This is a genomic window from Salinicola rhizosphaerae, assembly GCF_014652715.1.
GTDB classification, from domain to species: domain Bacteria; phylum Pseudomonadota; class Gammaproteobacteria; order Pseudomonadales; family Halomonadaceae; genus Salinicola; species Salinicola rhizosphaerae.
Map to the genome: position 1 here is coordinate 237563 of NZ_BMZI01000001.1, position 24834 is coordinate 262396.

Consider the following 24834-nt stretch of genomic DNA (forward strand, 5'->3'; position numbering starts at 1 on the left):
ACGGATTGATAATTGTTCTTGTTTGTATTAGCTTGTCGCTTCGAAATCTGCCCGTCACGCCGCGCCTCGCGGTGGTAGTGACGTGTCGCACGATACCCGTTACCGGTGGTCAATCGCTCACTCGGAAGGAGATAGCGTGGAGTTCCCATTTCCGCGGAAACGAGACTCGGGGCGTCGCCTGATGCTGATCGGTCTCGCCGCCTTTAGCCTGGCCGCCGCGGCGAACGACGCCGCCGCCCAGGACTCCCTCAGTCAAGCCAGCATCCAGGCGCAGCAGGCACAGGCAAAACTTCAGCAGCGGATCGACAGCGCCGATGACAAGACACGTCAGGCGTTGCAGACCCTGCGTCAGGCCAATCAGCAGGCGGCGCGCCTGGAGAGTTACAACCAGGAGCTCGCGCCCGTTGTCGAGAGTCAGGCCAAGCGGCTCGCGACGCAGCGTCAGGCGCTCGCGCAGATCTCGGTCACGCGGGAAGCGTTGCCGGGCGAGATGCGCAAGATGGTCGAGCAGCTACGACAGATGATTCAGGCCGACATGCCGTTTCTGCGCCAGGAGCGCCTGGCGCGCGTCGACGATCTCGACAAGCTGCTGGCGAGCGATCAGGCCTCGCCCTCCGACAAGTTGAAACAGATCTACAGCGTGTGGCGAACCGAGCTGGATTACGGGCGTGAGATGGATCAGTGGAGCGGTCCGCTCGACGGCGCCCAGTCTGCCGAGTCCAGTCGTAACAGCCAGTACACCCGTGAAGTCGATTTCCTGCGCGTGGGCCGCAGCGGCTGGTACTACGTCACGCCCGATGATCGTGCCGGGGGTGTCTGGAGCGATGCCGACCAGCAGTGGGAAGCGCTTAATGGCGATGACATCCGGGAGGTGCGCCGCGGTATCCGTATTGCCGAAGATCAGAGCGCGCCGTCGCTGCTGCATCTTCCCGCCTCGGTACGCGTCGAGAACGGCGTCGCGATGGCCAATAGCGAGAATTCCGCTGCTGCTGACGCGCCTGCCACCGATGCGACCGGCGCCAATGCGGAGGATCAGGGATGAGTACTGGCAGAAACGCCTTGAACGTCGGCGCCGCGCGACGCCGTTTTCCCCGTCGTCCGACATCGACATCTCTGCTGCTGGCGGCGGGGGTCTGGCTGGCAAGCGGTCTGATGCCGATCTCGGCGATGGCGCAAGGTGAGAGTGGCGCGGAAGACGCCGGCGGGAATTCGCTGCAGCAGGTGGTGCAGCAGTTCCAGGCCGATGCGCAGGCCGCCGAGTCTCGGGACACCGAGCGTCTCGAGAGCCTGCTCGATGATCAGGACAAGCTGAATCAGGCGGTCGAAGCGGCGCAGCAGCGTCTGCAGTCGGCGCAGGAGCGTCGTGACCAGCTCGAATCGCAGCAAACGGAGCAGAATCAGCAGCTCCAGGCATTGCAGCAGCGCCGCGAAGACGAGGCCGGTGATATCGATCAGGTATCGAGCATCGTCAAACAGCAGGCGAGCGAGATTCGCGATGCACTCGGCACCGATAGCTGGCTGACCGTGGGAGGCAACGCGACACTGCCGCCGCGGCTGGACGACCGAGGGCTGATCGATATCCCCACGCTCGAGCAGGTCAACCGCAGCCTTGCCGCCCTGATCGCCGAAAGCGGTCGGGGTGTGCGCTTCCAGGCGCCGGTGGCGGGAGGGGACGGCGACGTGACCCGGCGGGAAGTCTTGCGGCTGGGTGACAGCGTGGCGTTCAGCGACGGCGAACTTTTGACGCGAACCGGCGACGCGGGGCGTCTGGCGGTGTTCCCGCAGACGCCCGGCGACGTCAGCGATGCGCTGCGTGCGTTCCAGCAGGGTGACGGTAACCGGTTCGTGGTCGACCCGACCGATGGCGATGTGCTGCAGGCGCTCGCACAGAAGCCCGGCCTCTGGGAGCGGTTCCAGCAGGGCGGCTATGTCGGTTATGTGATCATCGCGCTGGGCATCGTTGGTCTGCTGGTCGCGATCGCCCAGTACCTTTACCTGACGCTGGTCGGGATGCGCATGCGTCGACAGCTCGAGAATCCCGAAACGCTCTCGGACGACAATCCGCTTGGGCGCGTGTTGAAGCGATTCGCTGCCTTGGGTCGCGATCACGCACCGGAGGCGCTCGAGGCACGCCTGGATGAAGCGCTGCTGGCAGAGCAGCCGCGACTCGAGCGAGCGCAGCCGGTGGTCAAGCTGATCGCTGCCGTCGCACCGCTGCTGGGCCTGCTCGGGACCGTGACCGGCATGATCGTCACGTTCCAGTCGATCACCGTGTTCGGGACCGGCGATCCGCAGCTCATGGCGGGGGGGATCAGTCAGGCCCTGGTCACGACCGTGCTGGGCCTGATCACGGCGGTGCCGCTGCTGTTCGTGAATACGGCGCTCTCGAGCCGTAGCCGTCGACTGGTCGGTCTGCTCGAGGGACGCGCCAGCGCGGTGCTGGCGGAGCACCTAGAAGCCGGCATGAGCATGAATGCTGCGAGACCCGCCGCGCAGGAGTCGCGCCATGGCGCTCACGCTTGAACCGATCCGCTGGCTGATCAACGCCGGTGGCGAGGTACTGGTACTGATCATGCTGGTGGCGATGACGCTGTTCGCCATCTCGCTCGAGCGCTGGTTCTACTGGCGCTTCACGCATCGCCGGGCGCGTCGTGTGCTGATCGATGCCTGGGTGCATCGCCGTGATCACACAAGCTGGAGCGCCCTTACGCTGCGCGAGGTCTGGACGCGGGAGCTCATCGAGCGCCTGCGGTTGCCGGTGCCTTGGCTCAAGTTGCTGATCGCGATCTGCCCGCTGCTGGGGCTGTTGGGTACCGTCACCGGGATGATCCAGGTTTTCGACAGCCTGTCGCTCACGGCCAGCGGGCAGGCACGAGCGATGGCCGACGGTGTGGCAAGAGCCACGCTGCCGACGCTGACGGGCATGGCGGTGGCGGTCGTCGGCCTGCTGTTCGTCACCCGTCTGGAACAGATCATTCGGCGCGAAGACCAGCGGTTGCACGACCGCATGGCCCGTGCCGTGGAGGATGCACATGCGTAGGCGCCGCTTGCGAGACACCAGCGACGATTCGACCGGCATCGATCTGACCCCGATGCTGGACGTCGTCTTCATCATGCTGATTTTCTTTATCGTGACCACCAGCTTCATCAAGGAGAGCGGTGTCGAGATCGATCGTCCCGAATCCAGCCAGGCGACGGCGCGACCGGATACGCAAGTGCTGGTTGCCATCACGGCCGAAGGGGCCGTATGGGTCGACGGCGAGGCAGTCGACGCGCACCGTGTCGGCGCCCGCGTGGCCGACCTGGTCTCCGACGACGGCAGTGTCGTGGTCCAGGCTGACAGGCGCTCGACCACCGGCGAACTGATCGAAGTGATGGATCGAATTCGCAAGGCCGGTGTCGAGAATGTCGCCGTGGCGGCAAGCCGGGATGCTGGCTGATGCGTAGAGTGTTCGGGTTGGCGGGTGGCGCGCTGCTGGCGCTGATTCTGTTCTATCTGCTGGCGCTGCTGGTGGCACCACCGGCGCCGGACCGCACCGAGATCGTCACACCACAGGCGATCTCGATGGTCGAGGCGCCCGCGCAGCCTAGCCCGCAGCAGACATCGTCGCCTGCACCACCGCCGCCGCCGAGCGCGCCACCACCGCCACCCGCGGCCGCGCCACCGCCGGCCGCCCAGGCGCCCAGTCAGGTCTCGCTCCCCGAACCGGAAGTTCCGCCAATGCAGACGCCGGACGTCGCGCTCGACGATTCACTCCCGGCGCTGACCGAACAGCAGCCTGAGCCCGAGCCAGCGCCTGAGCCGGAGCCAGCACCGCAGCCACGGCCCGAGCCCTCGCCGAGTCCTGCCGAGCAGAGCGCGAGCGAAGCGTCGACTCAACCCGAAGCGCAGCCAACGCCGCAGCCGGCGGCCGAGCCATCGCCGCAGGGCACGCGGGCGGCGCCGCGGGACGTCGGCCAGCTGCAGCCGACCAGTCGGGTCAATCCCTCCTATCCGATGCGCGCGCGTCGCCGAGGGCTCCAGGGCTACGTCGAAGTGAGCTTCATCATCCAGCCCGATGGCAGTGTCGACGCCGGCAGCCTTCGCGTCATCGACGCGGATCCTGCCAATGTCTTCGACCAGGCGGTCGAAGAGGCGGTTTCGCAGTGGCACTTCCCGCCGGCCGACGATGTCCGCCGCGCCACTCAGCGCATCCAGTTCCAGTTGGAGGGGTGAGGACGATGCCGATTCGATCGATGCCATCCACACGTCGTCGTCTGGCAGCGGCGGCGCTGGTGTCGCTGTTGGGCATGGCGGCTTTGCCGGCCCACGCCGAGGGTCCTGCCTTGTCGGCCGATACCATCGATGTTCTCGAGTCGCTGCAGTCGCAGCTCGCCTCCGGAGACGCCGACGCGGTCGCCGGTCGCGCCTCGGCATCCGCGGCCAGGCTCGAGGGCGGCAACGCCGCCGACCGCTGGGCGCGGGCGCTTTTTCTGCAGATCGCGGCCAGTGCCAACGCGCGCAGTGGCAATGATGCGGCGGCTGCCGACCAGTTCGCGGCAGCGCGAACGATCTCGGGCGTGCCGGCGGATCGCCAACTGGCCTGGCTACGTCAGGAAGCGAGTCTGCGCCTGCGTGCGGGGCAGACGCAGCAAGGCGCGGATCTGCTGACGACCTGGGTCGAGCAGAGTGGGGGTGACGACGCCTCGCGCTGGCAGCTGATTCAGGCGCGTGCCTCACTGGGTGAGTGGACTCAGGCTGCGGCCTCTCTGGACCGGCTGCGGGCGCCGGGGGCGCCCGCGTGGCAAGGCGATCGCCTGCAGCTTGCCAGCGCTGTCTACCAGCGGGCGGGGCGATTCGACGACGCGCTGGCATTGCTGGGCGGCGATGCGGCCTCACCGGATGTCTGGCGGCGCGCCGCCGGTCTGGCGCAGCGCGCCGGTGACAATGGCCGCGCCGCGGCGATCTGGGAGAGCGGCTGGCGGCGCGGCGTGCTGACATCGACCGATGATCTGCTGCAACTCGCCAAACTGCATATCGCCGGCGGCACGCCGGCGCGCGCGGCGGAACATCTGCAAGCCTGGTTCGATGCGGGCCAGCTGAAGGCAGATACCGCCAACCGGCGGCTGCTGGCCCAGGCCTGGACCGCGGCGCGCGCCCACGACAAGGCACTGGCTGCCTGGCAGGCCGTGGCCCGGCAATCGGGAAGCCCCGAGGACTGGCAGCAGTTGGGCGAGACCGCCTATGGCTGGGGCGAGTGGCAGATCACGCGGGATGCCTTCGATCAGCTAGCGGCGGCTGGCGGTGATGTCGACGGCAGGGATTGGTTGCTGAAAGGCATTGCTGCGGCTCAGTTGGGTGACACGGCGAGCGCGCGCGAGGCGTTCCAACAGGCCAAGGGAGCGGGAGAAGCCCAGGCGCAACAGTGGCTGGACTCTCTCGCGTCCTGAGCGCCGCCAGACTCCCTCAAGCGAACGCGCGCCGAGGCTCGCAGAGCGCGGCGCCTGGCAACCGGGGATGTACGGGTTGATTCGCCGCCGTCAATCGACGGCGAATTCGCTCCACACCGGCGCGTGATCCGAAGGCCGCTCCATACCGCGCAGTGCGTAATCGATCCCGGCGGCTTTCGTCGCCTCGGCCAGCGGTGGCGTCACCAGGATATAGTCGATGCGCAGACCGCGTTTCGGCTCTCGATCGAACCCCTTTGAGCGGTAGTCGAACCAGCTGAAGGTGTCGGCACTATCCGGATAGCAGAGCCGGTAGCTGTCCTTGAGCCCCCAGGATTTTAGCGTCTCCAGCCACTCGCGCTCTTCGGGCTGAAAGCTCGTCTTGCCCTCTCGCAGCCAGCGCTTGCGATTGTCTTCGCCAATGCCGATATCGGCGTCTTCCGGTGAAATATTGAAATCGCCCATGATCGCGATGCACTCGCTCGGCGCGTGCCGCGTCGCGACCAGATCGTTCAAGCCAGCGTAGAACGCGCGCTTGTTGGGATATTTGGTCGGATGGGAGACATTTTCCCCTTGCGGGAAATAGCCGTTGTAGACCGTCAGCGGCTGGCCGTCCGCGAGTCTCAAGGTTACCCCGATCAAGCGTCGCTGGGCGTCGTCAGCATCATCCGGCAGCCCATAATGGACTTCGGTCGGCGCGGATCTGGTCAGCATTGCCACGCCGTAGTGACCTTTTTGACCGTGGAAGTGAACGTGATAGCCCATCGCTTCTACCGCTTCATGCGGGAACTCGCTATCTTGGACCTTCGTTTCCTGCAGGCCGATGACGTCCGGGGCATGCGTGTCGATCAGGGCCTGGAGCTGATGCAGGCGCGCGCGAATACCGTTGATGTTGAAAGAGACCAGTCGCATCAGTCCGAGTCCTTGTCGTTCGGCGTTGACTTGTGAAGTGGCAGCGGCGGGGCGCTCTGGCGCTGACGCTTGCGCTCTGCTTGAGCCTGACGCTCCTTCGTCTTCTTGTCGACGTAGCGACGCGAGGAGGTCACCTCGTCCGGATTGTCGTGGCGCCAGCGGCGATAATCCTTGCGCTTGCCGGTGCGAATCTGAACCTTGTCGGCCAGCGAGCGCGTCTTCTTTCTGCGAGTCATGGTGAACCTCGGTTACCTGTCGCGGCAGCGCGAGGCCGTCCGCCGAATCTGTCGTGGAATTGGGGCGTTATCTTAACAGCCAGCGATGCTCATGCCATCTGGCGAGCCGGTTTCGACGGGTTACGTTTTTCGTCGTCTGTGCTGTTTGCAGAAGAAGAATGGTCGGCGTGCCTGGCAAAGAATCCTGCCCTTGAACCGCGACGCGGTGTGTCCTGCGTCACTGGGCGGGCGACGTGGAGCACTGGGCGGGCGACGTTGGCGGGCTGGACTGATACACTGTTGCCGGCCGTGCGGTCCGTGGTGTTTCGCCACGGGGCATGCGCCGTATCATTCCTCTCGGCTCCGACCATCGATTCCGTCGTCATGTGCTTCGAGAGGCGCTCGCCTTCGCGAGTCGAACCGTCAATCGAATTCGGACATCCGTCGTAACTATGAGTGAGTCTGACAATACCCAGGCCCCGGCACAGAACCGTAGACCCAAGCGGCGTCGGCGCAAGCCTCGCAAATCGCAATCGCGCAACGCTTCAGGCTGGTCACTGAAACAGTTTCCCGTCGAGCCCGTTGCCGGCCGCTGGCGTTTTCACGATTTCGACCTGCCACTGCCGCTGATGCAGGCTATCCAGGCCGAGGGTTTCGAGTACTGCACGCCGATCCAGGCCGAAGCGCTCATGCAGACGCTGCTGGGTGGCGACGTGGTCGGCAAGGCGCAGACGGGTACCGGCAAGACCGCGGCCTTCCTGATCTCGCTGCTGGCCTATTTCATGGAGGAAGAGGCCCCGGATGGCCAGAAGCCGGGGACGCCGCGCTCGCTGATCATCGCCCCGACGCGTGAGCTGGCACTGCAGATCGAGAAGGATGCCAAGGCCCTGGCACGCTTCAGCTCACTCAATGTGGCCAGCGTCGTCGGCGGCATGGATTATCAGAAGCAGCGCACGGCGCTGGCCAAGAATATCGACGTGCTGGTGGCGACGCCGGGTCGTCTGCTCGATTTCCAGCAGAAGCGCGACATCGACCTCTCGCAGGTCGAGGTGCTGGTGCTCGATGAGGCGGACCGCATGCTGTCGATGGGCTTCATTCCGGACGTCAAGCGCATCATTCGCTACACGCCCAAGCCCGAGGAACGCCAGACGTTCCTGTTCTCGGCGACGTTCACCCCGGACATTCTCAACCTCTCCGAGCAGTGGACGGTCAAGCCGGCGCATGTCGAGATCGAGGTGACTCACGAGAACGCCGCCAATATCGATCAGCGCGTCTATCTGGTCAGCGATGCCGACAAGCGCACGCTGCTGATCAATCTGCTCAAGCAGGAGTCGATGGAACGTGTGATCGTGTTCGGCAACCGACGCGACCTGGTGCGTGATCTCGATCAGGCGCTGCGCGAGGCCGGCATCAATGTGGCAATGCTCTCCGGCGACGTGCCGCAGAATCAGCGCATTCGCACGCTCGAGCGTTTCCGTGAGGGTGAGGTGACGGTGCTGGTCGCGACCGACGTCGCGGGTCGCGGCATCCATATCGAGGATGTCAGCCACGTAGTCAATTACACCCTTCCGGAAGATCCCGAGGACTACGTCCATCGTATCGGCCGGACGGGCCGTGCCGGCGCCAAAGGTGTCTCGATCAGCTTCGTCGGTGAAGAGGATGCGTTCTCGCTGCCCGAGATCGAGACCTACATCAACGACAAGCTACCCTGCGAGCAGCCGCCGGAATCGATGATGTCCTGAATCGATCCTGTCGTGAATTGCCGGCATCTTTCGTCCGCCCATCCGGGGCGGGCGAGCGCGACCGATTCTCCTCTCTGTCTCTCTCCTCTCTGACCGGCGCCGGAAAACACATGCTCGACGAAACGCTCAAGCAGGAAATCCAGGACGCCTACCGTCGGGTCCTCGACGGCCTCGAACTGACGCCGCGCTACGGGCAGCGCCTGATGATTGCCGAAATCGCGCGAACGCTGGCCTCGATCGAGCGCGATGATCAGGGGAGACGCACTTCCAACGAGCATGTCTGCGTGCTCGAGGCGGGAACCGGCACCGGTAAGACGTTGGCTTATCTGCTGGCGGCGTTGCCGGTCGCCAAGGCGCGCGGCAAGCGGTTGGTGGTAGCGACGGCGACGGTGGCGCTGCAGGAGCAGGTGCTCAATCAGGATCTGCCGAAGCTGCGCGAGCATAGCGGGCTCGATTTCGAGTACGCGCTGGCCAAGGGGCGCGGACGGTATCTCTGCGTGGCCAAGCTCGATCAGGCGTTGGAAGGCACCGAACCCAATCCGACGCTGTCGCTGTTCGAGCAGACCATCGCCACCGATGCCGGCGGCGACTTTCCGCAGCTGGTTCAGGAGATGGCCGATACCTACGCCTCGGGGCAGTGGGAGGGGGATCGCGATAGCTGGCCGGTGGCGATCGAGGATCGTGACTGGCGGCGATTGACCGTCGACCATCGCCAGTGCACCAATCGTCGCTGCGGCCATTTCGGCGCCTGCGCCTACTTCCGCTCGCGACGCTACCTCGAGCAGGCGGACATCGTCGTCGCCAATCACGACCTGGTGCTGGCCGATCTGGCGCTGGGGGGCGGCATGGTATTGCCCTCGCCGAAGGACTGCATCTACATCTTCGACGAGGGGCATCATCTGCCCGACAAGGCGCTGGATCACTTCTATCACCGCTTCGGCGTCAACGCGACGCTGCGCTGGTTGCGCACGCTCAAGAAGTCGCTGACCGAGCTCAATACCGCGCTGGCGACACAGCCGACGCTGGCGCGGTTGCTGGCGACCTTCCCGGAGCGCATCGCGGCGCTGGAACCACGCCTGGGCGATGCTTACGCGATGGGGCATCAAATTGCCGGGCTCGACCAGGGCGCGGGCGACGAGAAACAGCAGTTTCGCTTTCCTAACGGGCGGGCGCCGGAGCCCTTGCAGCAGCTCGCTCAGCAGCTGGTGATTCCGTTCGCCGAGCTGTCGCGCGACCTCGAGACCATGACGGAGATCCTGCGCGAGAGTCTGGACCCGGACAAATCGACCGGGCTCGCCCGCGAGCAGGCCGCGCCGTGGCTACCGCTGATGGCGCTGCTGCACGGGCGTGCGCTCGAGGCGCACGCGCTGTGGCAGGCGATGGCCACCTCGGATGCCGCCGAGCGGGCGCCCCAGGCTCGCTGGCTCACCTTCGAGAGTTTCGGCGGCGATCCGGAGCTGACCTTCTCGGCGAGTCCGGTATCGGCAGCGGAGACGCTGGCGCGGCATCTCTGGGGGAGCTGCTATGGGGCGGTGGTCACTTCGGCGACACTCACGGCGCTCAATCGCTTCGAACGCCTGCAGGAGCGTGCCGGGCTTGCCAACCGCTATCGCTATCAGCGTTTACCGAGTCCGTTCGACTACTCCCGTGCGACGCTCAGTATTCCCCGGGAGGCCGTCGACCCCGGCGACGCGGCAGGCCATGACCGCGCTATCGTCGAGTTCATCGAGCGGCTTGCGGAGGACGAGGCGGCACTGGTGCTGTTCTCTTCACGCAAACAGCTCAGAAGCGTCGCCGATGCACTGGGCGAGCCCTGGGCATCGCGTCTGCTGGCCCAGGATCGACTGCCCAAGCGGGAACTGCTCGAGCGTCATCGTGCGGCGGTCGATGGGGGCGAGGGAAGTCTCATCTTCGGGCTGGCGAGTTTTGCCGAGGGGATCGATCTGCCGGGGCGCTATCTGACCCACGTGATCATTACGCGACTGCCGTTTTCGGTCCCGGACGATCCGGTGGGGGCGACCCTGGCCGAGTGGATCGAGAGCCAAGGAGGCAATCCGTTCATGCGTATCTCGGTACCGGACGCCTCGATCAAGCTGGTGCAGGCTTGTGGCCGACTGATTCGCAAGGAGAACGACAGCGGCCGGATCACGTTGCTCGACCGCCGCGTACTCACGCGGCGCTATGGCAAGGCGTTGTTGGATGCGTTGCCGCCGTTTCGGCGCGAAATCGAGGCAAACACTTTATAAATGGCTGCGCAGGCGAATCGCTGCGTTGCGCGGTGCTCGCAATCCTCACATATAAACCCATATGCTCCGGCTGCTGCGCTCCGTGCGCCTTGCGATTCCTCCTGCTCGCCGATTTATTCAGTATTTCCCGAGGTGTGAGACTGGAAAAGCCTGAGCAGTAAACGAAAACGCCCAATACCGCAGGTATCGGGCGAGAAAGGACGATGGCGCTCAGTCTGCCTTCTGCTGGCGAGCCGCCAGTGCGGGTGCCAGCTGTTCGGCCATCTGCGAGAGCGCACGTTCCGTGGTCGGCCAGTCGATGCAGGCATCGGTGATCGAGACGCCATATTCCAGCTGGCTGCGATCCTCGGGAATCTTCTGGCTGCCCCAGCCGATATTGGACTCGATCATCAGGCCGATGATCGAGCGGTTGCCGTCCAGAATCTGATGGGTCACGTTCTCCATCACCAACGGCTGCAGCGCCGGATCCTTGTTGGAGTTGGCGTGCGAGCAGTCGACCATCAGGTTGGCCTGGAGACCCGCCTTGTGCAGCTCCTGCTCGGCCAGCGTGACGCTGACGCTGTCGTAATTCGGTTTGCCGTTGCCGCCGCGCAGCACGACGTGACCGTAGGCGTTGCCTCGGGTGCGGATGACTGCGACCTGACCAGCCTGATCGATACCGAGGAAGTTATGCGGGCTGGCCACTGACTTGAGCGCGTTGACCGCGACATCGAGACTGCCGTCGGTGCCGTTCTTGAAGCCGACCGGGCCGGAGAGACCGGAGGCCATCTCGCGGTGCGTCTGCGACTCGGTCGTGCGCGCGCCGATCGCCGACCAGCTGATGCAGTCCTGCAGGTATTGCGGGGAGATCGGGTCGAGCGCTTCGGTCGCGAGCGGCAAGCCGATTTCGGCGAGATCCACCAGCAGACGGCGGGCGATATGCAGGCCTTCCTCGATCTCGAACGAGTCGTTGAGGTGCGGGTCGTTGATCAGCCCTTTCCAGCCGACGGTGGTACGCGGTTTCTCGAAATAGACGCGCATCACGATATAGAGGCTGTCGCTGACTGCATCGGCGAGCTGTCGCAGACGCTTGGCGTAATCGATGGCGGCGGCGGGGTCGTGGATCGAGCACGGACCGATGACGACCAGCAGACGGGGATCCTCGCGATTCAGGATGCGCTGGATGGTCTGGCGGCCGTCGACGACCGTACGCTCGGCGGCTTCGGAAAGAGGGATGTCCTGCTTCAGCGCTTCCGGCGTGATCAGAACGTCCTGCGAAAGCACATTGAGATTGTTGACCTGCTGTTGCGACATGCTGGGGCCCGTTGACTCTTCAGTTGGCTGCGCGTGGAGCGCGTACTATGGCGGCTCGGTGGGGAAGAAATCAACTTCGATGATCGTTTCGGGCATTATGATGACGACTTGATGGGCACGCCAAAAACCGGAAAACTGGACGGCCGTCGTTGACCGGCGCCTGTCCCCAGGCGTGCTTATTGTCGCTTTCTAGTATAACTTGCACGCCTGTCATTGAATCGTGAGCCCAGAGAGCTCCAGGTTGGATCATGAGCGTATTGTCTTCCCGTCACCATTGTCATGACTTTGTCGTCCAGCACCCTGGCGCCTTTGCCGAGCGTCGTCGCATGGGGAGGAACTGAATGGGTGCGCGCGAGACCGATCAGCAACTTGTCGAACGCGCCCAGAAAGGGGATACCCGTGCCTTCGATCTTCTGGTCAAGAAGTATCAGCACAAGATTCTCGGCCTGATCAGTCGCTACGTGCAGGACCACGCGGAGGTCCAGGATGTTGCCCAGGAGGCGTTCATCAAGGCCTACCGGGCGCTGGGCAGCTTTCGCTCGGAAAGCGCCTTCTACACCTGGATGTATCGTATTGCCATCAACACGGCAAAGAACTATCTCGTCTCGCGGGGGCGCCGTCCGCCCGGCAGCGATCTCGATATCAGCGATGCCGAGATCGTCGACCAGAGCGGCCGGTTGTCGGACATCGAGTCCCCCGAGGCCGCCATTGCTCGCGACCAGCTCGAGTCAGCGGTGTTCGAGGCGATCGAGAATCTGCCAGACGATCTGCGCACGGCGATCACGCTGCGTGAGTTCGACGGGCTTTCCTACGAAGATATTGCCACCATCATGGAGTGCCCGGTCGGCACCGTCAGGTCACGTATCTTTCGCGCGCGTGAGGCGGTGGACAAGCACATTCAGCCATTGATGGAGCGCAGTTCGCAGGATGCGGCGAACGAGTCGTAGCCGGCGATGTCGTAGCTGTCGATGCCGTGGCCGTTGAAGCGATAACGCAGGCGAGGGTCGGGTCAGTCCGGTCGTCATGGCGTGGCGAAGTGCGCACTTTGACCCGCCTCGTGACTGCCATTGCGTTCGAAGCGATATCGAAAGTCGCGAGAAAAGATGAATCGAAAATGAACTGTCAGGTTTTTTTGTCGTCATAGAGGGGCAGGCAGGAATCGGGATGTCTTGAATCGCCGACAGATGCCAGTCTGGCGCCGCCGATACCGGACGATTTCGCGGGTGGCCGTGAATCGCCGGTCGGATGGAATTCCCGAGACAGGTGCCATCATTCAACATGTGGCAAGCCGCAAGGCCGAGTGTGAGGGTGTGACTATGAAGCAGGTACATGAATCGTTCTCCGCGTTGATGGATAACGAAGCCGATGAGTTCGATCTTCGCCGCGTACTCAAGACGATGAAGTCCTCGCCGGAGCAGAGCGAAACCTGGCGTCGCTATCATCTGGCGCGGAGCATGATGCAGCGAGATCGGAGTGCGGTCGTGGATGCCGACATCTCGGCAGATGTCTTTGCGGCCATTGCTGACGAGCCTCGCCCCGAACCGCTTGCGACTGCCGAAGGCGGTAAACGGCACTCCTTTTCCTTCATGAAAGGGGCTTCAGTCGCCGCGGCCGTATCGCTCATGGTCATCTCTGGCGTTCAAGTCTATAACGGGCGTTTCGGCGGTGAGTCAGGGACATCCGATGTGGCGTCTACCCGTGATGGAACGGGCGCGGTCGCGAGCTTCGCCGATGCGACGCCTGCGATGGAGGGCGGCGCTACGCCGGCGTCGATGGAAGCGCCGGCGTCGGGCGGACTGCCGATGTTCAGCGTCGGCAGTGGTAACGGTGTTATGACGGTCAGCGAACCGGTGATGCAGCCGATGTTCTCCGGTGCCGGTTTCGGGGGTGGCGAGAGTACGCCGGAGCAGTCACCGGCACTGCAGGCGTATCTTCAGCATCGCGCCGGCGAAGCCAGTTATGACGGCGCCATGCCGTTGTTACGAAGCCCCGGTAACTTTGCCGGCCCGCTTCACCAAATCGACGCCTCCGGCACACCCTGAGAGGCTCTCCGGGTCGGGGTGCATCGCGCCCGGCCCGAGCTTTGATTCCCCCCGCTTGCGCCGCCTTGTCCGCCGTCCAGGCGCTAGTCTGTCCCTGTTTTTCGCGTCAGGGGCCATCGCATCAGGGACCGTCGTATCAGAGGCCTGAACCGATGGCTTCTCCGCAGCCAGTGCTAGCCAGAATGGCCGATCCGCGCCGACTTTCAACTACCGCTATCCCCGCTGACACGCCACGTCTGGGTTATTCTTGATGGGTGATCTTGCGGCTGCCTCTCGGGTAACGGCCGATAGTCCTGTGCTGGCTCGAGCACGCTGCCTCAGCGTCGGCCGAATGCACTGATCGCGCGCTGGCGGGGGTGAACGGACATGATCAACAAAGAATCTTTACACTCCGTTGAACTCTTCAGGCTTTTCCGTATCAATGAAAGTGGTCGCCATGTAAGTGTCGAATGGCGCTGGCGGCTCATTGGTGCCTGGCAAGGTTCAATCGGTAGCGTTATCCCTTGCCTGCCTATCTCTCAACGTTTGGCTCTCACGAGTCTTCATGTGGTGTCAGGAGTGTTTAATGGAACGCATGACAAGATGGTTTGCGCCGTGGCTGCTAATGGCCTTCGCGCTGTTCGCCGTACAGACGGCGCAGGCCGCACAAACGCGCGATCTGCCGGACTTTACCCAACTGGTCAAACAGGCCGCTCCCGGCGTGGTCAACATCTCGACGACCAGCACCGTCAGTGCCTCTGACGGCCCTTACGGTCAGCAGCAGATTCCGGAGATCTTTCGGCATTTCTTCGGCGATCAGATGCCGGAAATGCCCGGCATGCCCGGTGGCGACGAGGAGCGCAAGTCGCTCGGCTCCGGCTTTGTCATCCGCAAGGACGGCTACATCTTGACCAATGCCCATGTGGTCAAGGATGCCGACAAGATCATGGTGCGCCTCAACGATCGCCGTGAACTGCCGGCCAAGCTCGTCGGTTCGGACCCGCGTACCGATGTGGCGCTGCTGAAGGTCGACGCCAACGACCTGACCACGCTCAAGATCGGTGATTCCGATGACCTGCAAGTCGGCGAATGGGTGGCGGCGATCGGCTCGCCGTTCGGATTCGACCACTCGGTGACCGCCGGCATCGTCAGTGCGATCAACCGCACGCTGCCGAGCGATACCTATGTGCCGTTCATCCAGACGGATGTGGCGATCAACCCGGGCAACTCGGGCGGTCCGCTGTTCAATCTCGATGGTCAGGTGGTCGGCATCAACTCGCAGATCTACACCCGAAGTGGGGGCTTCATGGGGCTCTCCTTTGCCATTCCGATCAGTGTTGCCATGAACGTGGCCGATCAGCTGCGTACGGAAGGTCATGTCAGCCGCGGTTGGCTTGGCGTGGTGATTCAGCCGGTTTCCAAAGATCTGGCCGAATCGTTCGGTCTGGATGACACCGCCGGCGCGCTGGTTTCGGATGTCTCCGACGACAGCCCGGCCAAGAAAGCTGGCCTTCAGGCGGGTGATGTCATCATCAGCGCCGATGGCAACAAGATCGAAGACTCCACCACGCTGCCACGCCTCATCGGTAAAGTGGCGCCGGGTGACGATGTCAAGCTCAAGGTCATGCGCGGCGGTGATGAGCGCAGTATCGACGTGACCGTCGGTGATTGGCCGGAAAACCTGCAGGCGGATGGATCGCCGTCCAGCCCGTCGGCCGATGATCAGGGCAAACTGGGAATCGCGATCAGTGATCTGACCGATGATCAGAAGCAGCAGCTCGAGATCGACAACGGTGTGATGGTGCGTCGCGTCGATCCTCGCGGTGCCGCGGCAGCCGCCGGCATTCAGCCGGGCGATGTCATCGTCAGCTTCGATCAGAAAGCCGTCGACAGCGCCGATCAGCTGATCGACGCGGTCAAGAACGCCGACGAGGATCGCGCGATCCCCGTGCGTATCATGCGTGACGGCAATTCGCTGTTCGTGGCGCTGCGCCTCAAAGCGAAGGATGACTGATCGCTTCGCGTGACAGCCAATTCATCACGAACCGGCCCTCCGGTTCGCCCTGCAGCCCCGCTTCGGCGGGGCTGTTTCGATCTTGAGCATGCCGAGCGCCGCCGTTGCTGTCCATGATCAGGGCATGTCGGTACAATGCGCCTCAATCGACATTCCACCGCGCGGTCCCGCACGTCCCATGAGCGGCATCAGGCGCGCGCTAAGACCGGTAAGGTTTCAATGGCAGACGCTGAAAGCAACGAGCAACTGAAGTACATCCGCAACTTCTCGATCATCGCCCATATCGATCACGGCAAATCCACGCTGGCCGATCGCATCATCCAGTTCTGCGGCGGGTTGACCGATCGCGAATTGAAAGAGCAGGTGCTGGATTCGATGGATCTCGAGCGCGAGCGCGGGATCACCATCAAGGCGCAGTCGGTGACGCTGGATTACCAGGCGCAGGATGGTCACACCTACCAGCTCAACTTCATCGATACACCCGGACACGTCGACTTCTCCTACGAGGTCTCGCGTTCGCTGTATGCCTGTGAAGGGGCGCTGCTGGTGGTCGATGCCGCCCAGGGCGTCGAGGCGCAGTCGGTTGCCAACTGCTACACCGCGATCGAGCAGAATCTGGAAGTGCTGCCGGTGCTCAACAAGATGGATCTGCCGCAGGCCGACCCTGCCAAGGTCGCCCACGAGATCGAGGAGATCATCGGGCTGGAGGCGCACGATGCCGTCCAGGTGTCGGCCAAGAGCGGTCTCAACATCGACCAGTTGCTCGAGCGACTGGTACGTGACATTCCGCCGCCCAAGGGCGATCGCGAGGGCAACCTGCAGGCGCTGATCATCGACTCCTGGTTCGACAACTACCAAGGCGTTGTCTCCCTGGTAAGGCTTTTCGACGGTACGCTCAAGAAGGGCGACAAGATCCACATGAAGTCGACGGGTCGCGATTGGGAAGTGACCGATATCGGTTATTTCACGCCCAAGCAGCACTCCAGCGGCATCCTGCGGGCGGGGGAAGTCGGCTTCGTGATCGCCGGCATCAAGGACATTCACGGCGCGCCGGTGGGCGATACCATCACTCACGCCAAGACCAAGGATGTCGCTCGCCTGCCCGGGTTCCAGAAGGTCAAGCCGCAAGTCTACGCCGGCATGTTCCCGGTCAGCTCCGACGACTACGAGGACTTTCGCGACGCCCTCGAGAAGCTGGCACTCAACGACGCCTCGCTCGATTACGTGCCGGAGAACTCCGACGCCCTCGGGTTCGGCTTCCGGGTCGGCTTCCTGGGCACGCTGCACATGGAGATCATCCAGGAGCGTCTGGAGCGTGAGTACGATCTCGATCTGCTGACCACGGCGCCGACCGTCATCTACGAGCTGCTGATGGACGATGGCGAGGTACGCTACATCTCGAACCCGTCGAAGCTGCCGGATTTCGCCAACGTCGACGAGATGCGCGAGCCGATCGTGCGCGCCAATATCCTGGTGCCCCAGGAGTTCGTCGGCAACGTCATCAGCGAGTGCGTCAACCGTCGTGGCGTGCAGCTCGACATGCAGGTGCTCGGCAACCAGATGCAGCTGGTCTACGAGCTGCCGATGGCCGAAGTGGTGATGGATTTCTTCGACCGTCTCAAGTCGATCTCCAAGGGGTATGCCTCGCTCGACTACAGCTTCGAGCGCTTCGAGGCGGCCAAGCTGGTGCGGCTCGATATTCTCATCAACGGTGACCGGGTCGATGCGCTGGCGCTGATCATCCACCGCGACCACGCGCATTCGCGAGGACGCATCCTGGTCGAGAAGATGAAAGAGCTGATTCCCCGCCAGATGTTCGACGTGGCCGTCCAGGCAGCGATAGGCGGCCATGTCGTGGCGCGCTCCACGGTCAAGGCACTGCGCAAGAACGTGACCGCCAAGTGCTACGGCGGCGACGTGACCCGCAAGAAGAAACTGCTGGAGAAGCAGAAAGCCGGCAAGAAGCGCATGAAGCAGGTGGGGCGTGTCGAGATTCCCCAGGATGCGTTTCTGGCCGTCCTCAAAGTGAACGAGTAGGAACTACGTCCGATGGATTTTTCATTGTTACTGGTGTTGGCAGTTGCCATCACGGGGCTTGTCTGGTTACTCGACAGCCTGTTCTGGCGCCGCGGCCGTCGTCAACGCCAGCGCGCCGCCGCCGAGTCTCGGGGCGAGGACGCGGCGGCGGCCAAATCGTCGACCTACAAGGATCCCTGGCCGGTCGATTACGCGCGCTCCTTTTTCCCCGTGCTGCTGGTGGTATTGATCCTGCGCAGCTTCGTTATCGAGCCGTTCCAGATTCCCTCCGGCTCCATGCGGCCAACGCTTGAAGTAGGCGATTTCATCCTGGTGAACAAGTTTGCTTACGGCCTGCGCCTGCCGGTCACCAATACCGAGATTGCGGATGTGGGCAAGCCCGAACGAGGTGACGTCATGGTCTTTCGTTTCCCGCGCGATCCGTCGGTCAATTTCATCAAGCGTGTCATCGGTCTGCCGGGAGATCACATCCGTTACGAGAACAAGCAGCTCTACGTCAACGGCAAGCCGGTGCCGAAATCGATGATCGACGACAGCCCCGCCGAGGCGCCGGAAGAGGAGCTCTTCGACGAGCAGCTCGGTGACGTCACGCATCATATCTTCAACAATCCGCAGAGCCCGGGACCGCAGATGCGAGAGATCGTCGTGCCCGATCATGAATATTTCATGATGGGCGACAACCGCGATCACTCCAACGACAGCCGCTACTGGGGCTTCGTGCCGGAGAAGAATATCGTCGGCAAGGCGTTCGCGGTCTGGATGCATTGGGACGGTGGGCTGCCTAGCTTCAGCACGGTACGCCAGATAGACTGAGTTTCGACACCGGCCTCGTCAGGAAGGCGCGCAGGGCTTGACCCGGCGGCGCCTTACTGGACAGGGCCATTATGGCCTATCCCACGGCGGGCGTCGGGTTCACCCGCGTCCGCCGTGTTTCGGTAAAGCCTTATACAATAGAATCGAACATAACGATCAATGGGAATGACGTGAGTGATCCTCTACTGGGCTTCAGTCGGCGTATCGGGCATGAATTTCGCGATGCCAGCCTGCTGGAACTTGCCCTGACCCACCGTAGCGTCGGTGGCTCCAACAACGAGCGACTCGAGTTCCTCGGCGACTCGATCGTCAACTTCGTCATCGGTGAAGCGCTGTTCAAGCGGTTCCCGGTGGCTCGCGAAGGCCAGCTCTCGCGGCTCCGCGCCGGGCTGGTCAAGGGGCAGACGCTGGCCGTGGTGGCGCGCGAGTTCGAGCTGGGCGAGTGTCTGCGTCTGGGCTCCGGCGAGATGAAGAGCGGCGGGCATCGTCGTGATTCGATTCTGGCCGATGCGCTCGAGGCCGTGATCGGGGCGATCTACCTGGATGCCGGCATGGACGTGGCGCGTAGCCGGGTGCTGGCGTGGTTCGGTACCCGTCTCGAATCGATCGATCTGCACAACACGCAGAAGGACCCGAAAACGCGGCTGCAGGAGTTCCTGCAATCGCGCCAGCAGGCACTGCCGCGCTACGAGGTGATCTCCATCGAAGGCGAGGCTCATGCACAGACCTTCAGTGTCGAGTGCCATGTCGCGATGCTGGGTGACGAGCCCACACTGGGGGAAGGCGCCAGCCGGCGCATTGCCGAGCAGCAGGCGGCAGAACTGGCATTGGCCAAAATCGAACCATCGAAGGGCAAGCGCGGATGACACAACGTTGTGGTTTCGTCGCCATCGTCGGGCGGCCCAATGTGGGCAAGTCGACGCTCATGAACCGCATTCTCGGGCAGAAGATCTCGATCACATCCCGGCGGCCGCAGACGACACGTCACCAGATCATGGGGATCAAGACGGACGACGAGAATCAGTTCATCTACGTCGATACGCCCGGCATGCACATCGAGAGCCGGGATCGCAACAAGGCGATCAACCGGTTCATGAATCAGGCCGCGTCTCAGGCGCTGCGGGATGTCGATTGCGTGGTGTTTCTCGTCGATCGCACGCGCTGGACCGAGGAAGACCAGATCGTGCTCGACAAGCTCGTTCACGTCGAAGCGCCCGTCATCCTGGCGGTGAACAAGGTCGACTGGCTCGAGGACAAGGCTACGCTGCTGCCGTGGCTGGAGTCGCTTTCTGCCAGGCGTGATTTTGCCGCCATCCTGCCGATCTCTGCCAAGCACGGTACCAATGTGCCGGAACTCGAGCAGGAAGTGGCCAAGCATCTGCCGGAAAGCGTGCACTACTTCCCCGACGATCAGATCACCGACAAGAGCCAGCGGTTTCTGGCCGCGGAGCTGGTGCGCGAGAAGGTCATGCGTCAGCTCGGCGACGAGCTGCCGTACCAGATGACGGTCGAGATCGAGGAGTTTCGCGACGAGGGCAAGGTGATTCACATCAGCGCGCTGATGCTCGTCGAGCGTCAGGGCCAGAAGAAGATCCTGATCGGTGACAAGGGCGACCGGATCAAGAAGATCGGCATCGAGGCGCGCCAGGAGATGGAGCGGGCCTTCGACAGCAAAGTGATGCTCAATCTGTGGGTCAAGGTGAAGCGCGGCTGGTCCGATGACGACCGCGCGCTCAAGAGTCTCGGTTACGACCTCGAATGATGCCGATGATTCACGCCCGCTGAGCGAATCGAGTCCAACCTGATGCAACCGCAGCCGGCCTATCTTCTGCACCGACGCCCCTATCGCGAGACCAGTGCCCTGGTCGACGTGATCACGCTCGAGCACGGCCACATCCGGGCCGTGGCCCAGGGCGTCCAGCGCTCGGGCAGCAAGTCGCGCAGCAAGTTGCAGCCCTTCTCGCCGCTGCATTTGACCTGGGTGGGAGAGGGCGACCTCAAGCGTCTGCGCATGATGGAGACGACGCAGAGTGCCGTGTTACTGGCCGGCGAAGGGCTGCTCTGCGGTCTCTACGCCAATGAGCTGATGACGCGAGCCCTGCCGGTCGGTCTACCCGTGAGCGAGCTTTTCGCCATTTACGCCTGGGCGATCGAGCGGCTGACCCGGCCGGCACTCCGCGCGCCGACGCTGCGGCGTCTCGAGATCACTTTGCTGGAAGCGCTGGATGCCGAACCGGTCTTTCTCGACACACATGACCGACCGCTCGACCCGAGCGCCCATTACGGTTACCTGGCGGCGCCACGGCGCTTCCAGGCCGTCGCGGCTGATCTACCCGGGTGGGATGGTCGCAGCCTCAAGCTGTTGGCCCGAGGCGACTGGGACTCTCCGGGGCTTGCCGGCCTGAGCAAGGCGCTGACCCGCGCCGCGTTGGCGCCACTGATCGGATCGCAGCCGCTACGTTCGCGCGAGTTGATGCAGCGCCTCGCCGCCCGACGCCATGGTGAGCGCTGAGCTGTCAATCCGCCACGTACCGTCAATATATTTCAAAAGGACCCGAAACATGATCGCGACCCGAATTCAGCTGGGCGTCAACATCGATCACGTCGCCACGCTCCGCCAGGCGCGCGGCACGCGCTATCCCGATCCGGTCCAGGCGGCGCTGCTTGCCGAAGAGGCCGGGGCCGACGGGATCACGCTGCACCTGCGCGAGGATCGGCGACATATCCAGGAGCGCGATGTGGAGCTGATCGCCGCGGTGCTGAACACGCGCATGAACCTGGAGATGGCGGTCACCGAGGAGATGATCGCACTGGCCGAGCGCGTCAGGCCCGCCGACGTCTGTCTGGTACCGGAAAAACGCGAGGAGCTGACCACCGAGGGCGGGCTCGACGTCATTGCCGGCCGCGAGGCGATCGCCGAGGCCTGCAGGCGGTTGGCGGCAGCGGGAAGCCGCGTGTCGCTGTTCATCGACCCCGAGCCCGCCCAGATTCAGGCCGCGTTCGAGGCCGGTGCGCCGGTCGTCGAACTGCACACAGGGGCCTTCGCGGAGGCGACAGGCAGCGATCAAGACGTCGAGTACGAGCGCCTGGCGGCAGCGGCGGAGTTTGCCGCCGAGCTGGGCCTCGTCGTCAACGCAGGCCATGGCCTGCATTACCATAACGTCGAAGCGGTCGCGGCGATTCCGGGGCTTCATGAACTCAACATCGGTCACGGTATCATCGCCAGAGCGCTTTTCGTCGGGCTTAAGGAGGCGGTCGTAGAGATGAAGCGATTGATGATCGCCGGGCAGGAGTCCGGGCTACTGGCACAGATCGAGACGTTTGATCACGACCACGACCACTGATCGCGTTCGACGAGCGCGTCAGGTTTCGGTGATCAGGCGATCCTCCGCCCAGGCCAGCAGGCGGTCACAGGCCGAGATCACGTCTCTCAACGGCTCACGGCACGTCGACATGCCGGCGTCCGCACCCGCCGTCTGACAGAACCTTTCCAGGGTCTCGCAGGCTGCCGTCAGCTGAGGTACGCCGCAGTATCGGCATCCGCCATGAAGCTGATGAACGGCATTCTGCAGCGCCTCGCGATCGCGTCGCTGCCAGGCAGCATAGAGCTGACGACGAGAGTTCGGCAGCTCCGCAATCAACAGATTGCGCATCTCCTCGGCCAGCGCCTCTCGGTCCCCAGTCACCTTCCGAGATGCCTGTCGGTCCACGACCGGCAGGTCGCCGTGATTGGGTACCGCTGCCGTGTCCAGCGCCTCGAGGCGCGCCATCTCGAAGGGGGGCGAGGCGATGTTCTCGGCCTGGGTTTCAGGCAGGTGGCGCCTCAGAATCGAGGCCAGTGTCGGTTCCGAGAGCGGTTTGGCCAGCAGCTCCTCGATACCGTGCTCGGCAAGTGAGCGATGCTGGTGAGCTCCTGGCGCGGCCGTCATGGCGAAAACGGGAATCTGGCGCCAGCGGCCGCCGAGGCCTCGCAGTCGCGAGACGACGTCGAAACCGTTGGCATCCGGCAGGTTCAGGTCCATGAAAACGAGGTCGACGTCGCCTTCCCGGGCGAGTGCCTCCGCTTCCACGGCACTGCCCGCGACACGGGCATCGATATCGGCGATCGAGAGCAGTGAATCGAGATAGTGCTGCGATATCTCGTCGTCATCGACCACCAGGACCCGAGGTCTGGGCGGGCTGGCGGCGCGACGCTCCTGCGCCAGCATCTTGGCCAGTGTCTTGCCGAAGATATAGCGCGACATGGGCAGCCGGACCACTTCACTCCCGGCCGGAAGCCGCCAATCGAGAGCCTGCGTCGGCGAGGCGTTGACCAGCAGCAGGCAAGGGCTGCTCATGTCATCGAAGCGCCGTTGCCAGACCGTGCTGTTCTGCGGCGCCAGGTCATCGTGGCCAATACCGATGATGGCCAGCGATTCCCGGCTACCCAGCGAGAGCACGGAGTTGGGCTCGGTCAGCTGTCGCGGACGGGCGTTCCAGCGTTTCAGTGCGTAGTCGATCAGGTGGGCCAGACGCGCATGAGGTTGCCACAGAGCGATTTCGGCGCCCTCGAGATCGAACTCGGCAGGGCGCACGAAGGGCGGGCTGGCCTGGAGTTCGATCGTCGCGACGATCGTGGTGCCCTTTTCGGGGCGGGGACTGAGGGCGAGGGACCCGCCGAGTTCGCTGACCAGGTGCCGACAGATGGCGATGCCGACGCCCGCTTCGGCATCGTGGCCGTCCGTGTCGTCAGGTGCCGCCAGTGCCCGCGCCAGTCGCTGGCGGTCTTCGCCCCCGCCTACCGTGCCCTCATCGCTGACGCTCAGCCGCAGTCGGACGCTCTCTTCACCGCGAGACTCGAGCACGACCCGCACGACGACGTCGCCGTCTTCGCTGTATTTGACCGCGTTATTGATCAGGTTCATCAGCAGCTGGCGCACGCTGCCCTGCGGGCCGGTCAGTCGCGGCGGCACGTCGTCGTAGACGACGGTGACCAGCGTCAGGTTCCTGGCGTGAGCCAGCGGCGCCTGCAGGCACAGGAGTTGCCACAGCAGCTCGGCGATATCGAAGGTCTGGCAGGCGCGATCCCGTCGTCGATCTCCCAGCACCTCGTCGACGGTATCCAGCAGGCCGCTGGACGCCAGATGTATCTGGCGCAGCCAGTCCCGCTGCTGCACGTCGAGCGGACTGTTTTCGAGCAGGCGGCAGAACCCGAGCAGTCCGGAAATCGGCGCGCGCAGCTCGTGGCTGGCGTGGCGAAGCTGGCGATCGGACGGGGGAGGCTCATGCGCGGCCGAGACGTCACGGTCGGCGGCAAGGTTGTCACGCGCGCGACGGCGCTGAACCTTGGCCGCCAGCGCCGCGACAGCCAGCAACAGCAGCGACAGCAGAAACGCCACGCGATCCGGCCAGCGGGTGGGTTCGGCGCGCGCCTGGCTCGAGTCCAGTGCCAGATCGAGCCAGACGGGGTCGATCGTTGCCGCGAGCATCGAGGCGGAGAGCGGCTGTACCCAGCGGCGAAGATCGCCGGTGGTAGAAATCGACAGCTCGTTCGACAGCGACATCGGCGGTGGCAAAGCCGTGTCACCGGAGGAGTTGAGTACCTCTCCGTCGGCATTGCGTAACGTCGCGGTGACGATGGCGGGGTCGCGTGTCAGACGCGCGAGCAGCTCATCGATGGCCTCCCGGTTGCGCTGCTCGACCGCCTGGCTCAGCGAGGGCGTGAAGACGCGGTTGATGCTCTCCAGGCGGCGATCGAGGATCTGATCATTGGCGACCTGCTGCTGCCAGGCGTGCCACCCGGTCACCCCCATCAGCGCAATGCCGCTTACCATCGATGTTCGGATCAGCCAGCGTACCACCATCGGGATCACTCTTGCGCCCGCCTGAAAGAGCACATCGATGCACCCGCCCAGGAAACGATTGTTGGATTCAACTGATTGTATCGGCAATTCCTGACGAAACCGTAGTCTTTGTCTTACATCGCGATCGACAATGTCGCAATGCGTGACAGACGGTTATCGACTTATGTCGCAGTGATAGGTGGCGAGGACGCCTCGCGCTGTCGCCGGGGGCGCGCGGTTCGATATACTAAAGCCATTACCCGAAGTTCCGTCGGCCTACCGTCGAAGCGGT

21 protein-coding genes are annotated in these 24834 nt (G+C 63.7%); 17 read left to right on the plus strand and 4 right to left on the minus strand.

Going from position 1 to position 24834, the window contains the following annotated elements; translation table 11 throughout:
• Positions 1-181 precede the first annotated feature (181 nt).
• From IE125_RS00975 to IE125_RS01000, 6 genes are read left to right on the plus strand one after another with little or no spacing between them, the layout of a single operon-like run.
• Positions 182-1042, plus strand: a complete 861-nt coding sequence (locus IE125_RS00975; protein ID WP_189442725.1) for a DUF3450 domain-containing protein — start codon at positions 182-184, stop codon at positions 1040-1042.
• The gene (locus tag IE125_RS00980) at positions 1039-2523 is read left to right on the plus strand and encodes a MotA/TolQ/ExbB proton channel family protein (protein WP_229808858.1); all 1485 of its coding nucleotides are present in this window, start codon (positions 1039-1041) and stop codon (positions 2521-2523) included. Before IE125_RS00975 ends, IE125_RS00980 begins: the two co-directional genes overlap by 4 nt.
• Positions 2507-3040, plus strand: a complete 534-nt coding sequence (locus IE125_RS00985) for a MotA/TolQ/ExbB proton channel family protein (RefSeq protein ID WP_189442726.1) — start codon at positions 2507-2509, stop codon at positions 3038-3040. Before IE125_RS00980 ends, IE125_RS00985 begins: the two co-directional genes overlap by 17 nt.
• Positions 3033-3440, plus strand: a complete 408-nt coding sequence (locus tag IE125_RS00990; protein ID WP_189442727.1) for an ExbD/TolR family protein — start codon at positions 3033-3035, stop codon at positions 3438-3440. Before IE125_RS00985 ends, IE125_RS00990 begins: the two co-directional genes overlap by 8 nt.
• On the plus strand, positions 3440-4216 hold the full coding sequence (locus IE125_RS00995; protein ID WP_189442728.1) for an energy transducer TonB: 777 nt from the start codon (positions 3440-3442) through the stop codon (positions 4214-4216). Before IE125_RS00990 ends, IE125_RS00995 begins: the two co-directional genes overlap by 1 nt.
• 20 nt (positions 4217-4236) lie before the next feature.
• Positions 4237-5430, plus strand: a complete 1194-nt coding sequence (locus IE125_RS01000) for a tetratricopeptide repeat protein (protein WP_189442729.1) — start codon at positions 4237-4239, stop codon at positions 5428-5430.
• 90 nt (positions 5431-5520) lie between these two features.
• Here the strand turns inward: IE125_RS01000 and xthA are convergent, their stop codons facing one another.
• Together xthA and IE125_RS01010 are read right to left on the minus strand one after the other, a co-directional pair.
• Positions 5521-6339, minus strand: a complete 819-nt coding sequence (gene xthA / locus IE125_RS01005) for an exodeoxyribonuclease III (protein ID WP_189442730.1) — start codon at positions 6337-6339, stop codon at positions 5521-5523.
• Positions 6339-6575, minus strand: coding sequence for a hypothetical protein (locus IE125_RS01010; protein ID WP_189442731.1), 237 nt, complete (start codon positions 6573-6575; stop codon positions 6339-6341). Before IE125_RS01010 ends, xthA begins: the two co-directional genes overlap by 1 nt.
• A 431-nt stretch (positions 6576-7006) precedes the next feature.
• Here IE125_RS01010 and IE125_RS01015 point away from each other — a divergent pair, with 431 nt between their 5' ends.
• On the plus strand, positions 7007-8296 hold the full coding sequence (locus tag IE125_RS01015; RefSeq protein WP_189442732.1) for a DEAD/DEAH box helicase: 1290 nt from the start codon (positions 7007-7009) through the stop codon (positions 8294-8296).
• Between the two features lie 110 nt (positions 8297-8406).
• Complete coding sequence (gene dinG / locus IE125_RS01020; protein WP_189442733.1) at positions 8407-10542, plus strand: ATP-dependent DNA helicase DinG; 2136 nt, start codon at positions 8407-8409, stop codon at positions 10540-10542.
• Positions 10543-10752: 210 nt separating this feature from the next.
• Here dinG and IE125_RS01025 read toward each other — a convergent pair whose 3' ends face one another.
• Entirely contained in the window at positions 10753-11835 is a 1083-nt protein-coding gene (locus IE125_RS01025) for a 3-deoxy-7-phosphoheptulonate synthase (protein ID WP_189442734.1), read from the minus strand.
• A 341-nt stretch (positions 11836-12176) separates the two neighbouring features.
• Between IE125_RS01025 and rpoE the strand changes: the two genes are divergently transcribed.
• The 9 genes from rpoE (at position 12177) to pdxJ (ending at position 22064) form a co-directional block, all read left to right on the plus strand.
• Positions 12177-12782: an RNA polymerase sigma factor RpoE gene (gene rpoE, locus IE125_RS01030; protein WP_189442735.1), complete on the plus strand. Its 606-nt coding sequence runs from the start codon at positions 12177-12179 to the stop codon at positions 12780-12782.
• Positions 12783-13151: 369 nt separating this feature from the next.
• On the plus strand, positions 13152-13877 hold the full coding sequence (locus IE125_RS01035; protein ID WP_189442736.1) for a sigma-E factor negative regulatory protein: 726 nt from the start codon (positions 13152-13154) through the stop codon (positions 13875-13877).
• Positions 13878-14442: 565 nt separating this feature from the next.
• Positions 14443-15870: a DegQ family serine endoprotease gene (locus IE125_RS01040; RefSeq protein ID WP_189442737.1), complete on the plus strand. Its 1428-nt coding sequence runs from the start codon at positions 14443-14445 to the stop codon at positions 15868-15870.
• Between the two features lie 219 nt (positions 15871-16089).
• Positions 16090-17907, plus strand: a complete 1818-nt coding sequence (lepA, locus tag IE125_RS01045; protein WP_189442738.1) for a translation elongation factor 4 — start codon at positions 16090-16092, stop codon at positions 17905-17907.
• Positions 17908-17919: 12 nt separating this feature from the next.
• The gene (gene lepB / locus IE125_RS01050; protein WP_189442739.1) at positions 17920-18720 is read left to right on the plus strand and encodes a signal peptidase I; all 801 of its coding nucleotides are present in this window, start codon (positions 17920-17922) and stop codon (positions 18718-18720) included.
• Positions 18721-18890: 170 nt separating this feature from the next.
• The gene (gene rnc, locus IE125_RS01055) at positions 18891-19586 is read left to right on the plus strand and encodes a ribonuclease III (protein WP_189442740.1); all 696 of its coding nucleotides are present in this window, start codon (positions 18891-18893) and stop codon (positions 19584-19586) included.
• On the plus strand, positions 19583-20482 hold the full coding sequence (gene era, locus IE125_RS01060) for a GTPase Era (protein WP_189442741.1): 900 nt from the start codon (positions 19583-19585) through the stop codon (positions 20480-20482). The genes rnc and era overlap by 4 nt, the downstream gene beginning before the upstream one ends.
• A gap of 42 nt (positions 20483-20524) precedes the next feature.
• Positions 20525-21232 (plus strand): DNA repair protein RecO, encoded by a 708-nt coding sequence (gene recO, locus IE125_RS01065; protein ID WP_189442742.1) that lies wholly within the window; start codon positions 20525-20527, stop codon positions 21230-21232.
• A 49-nt stretch (positions 21233-21281) separates the two neighbouring features.
• Positions 21282-22064, plus strand: a complete 783-nt coding sequence (pdxJ, locus tag IE125_RS01070) for a pyridoxine 5'-phosphate synthase (RefSeq protein WP_189442743.1) — start codon at positions 21282-21284, stop codon at positions 22062-22064.
• Between the two features lie 18 nt (positions 22065-22082).
• Here pdxJ and IE125_RS01075 read toward each other — a convergent pair whose 3' ends face one another.
• Entirely contained in the window at positions 22083-24563 is a 2481-nt protein-coding gene (locus tag IE125_RS01075) for a response regulator (RefSeq protein ID WP_189442744.1), read from the minus strand.
• Between the last annotated feature and the right edge of the window lie 271 nt (positions 24564-24834).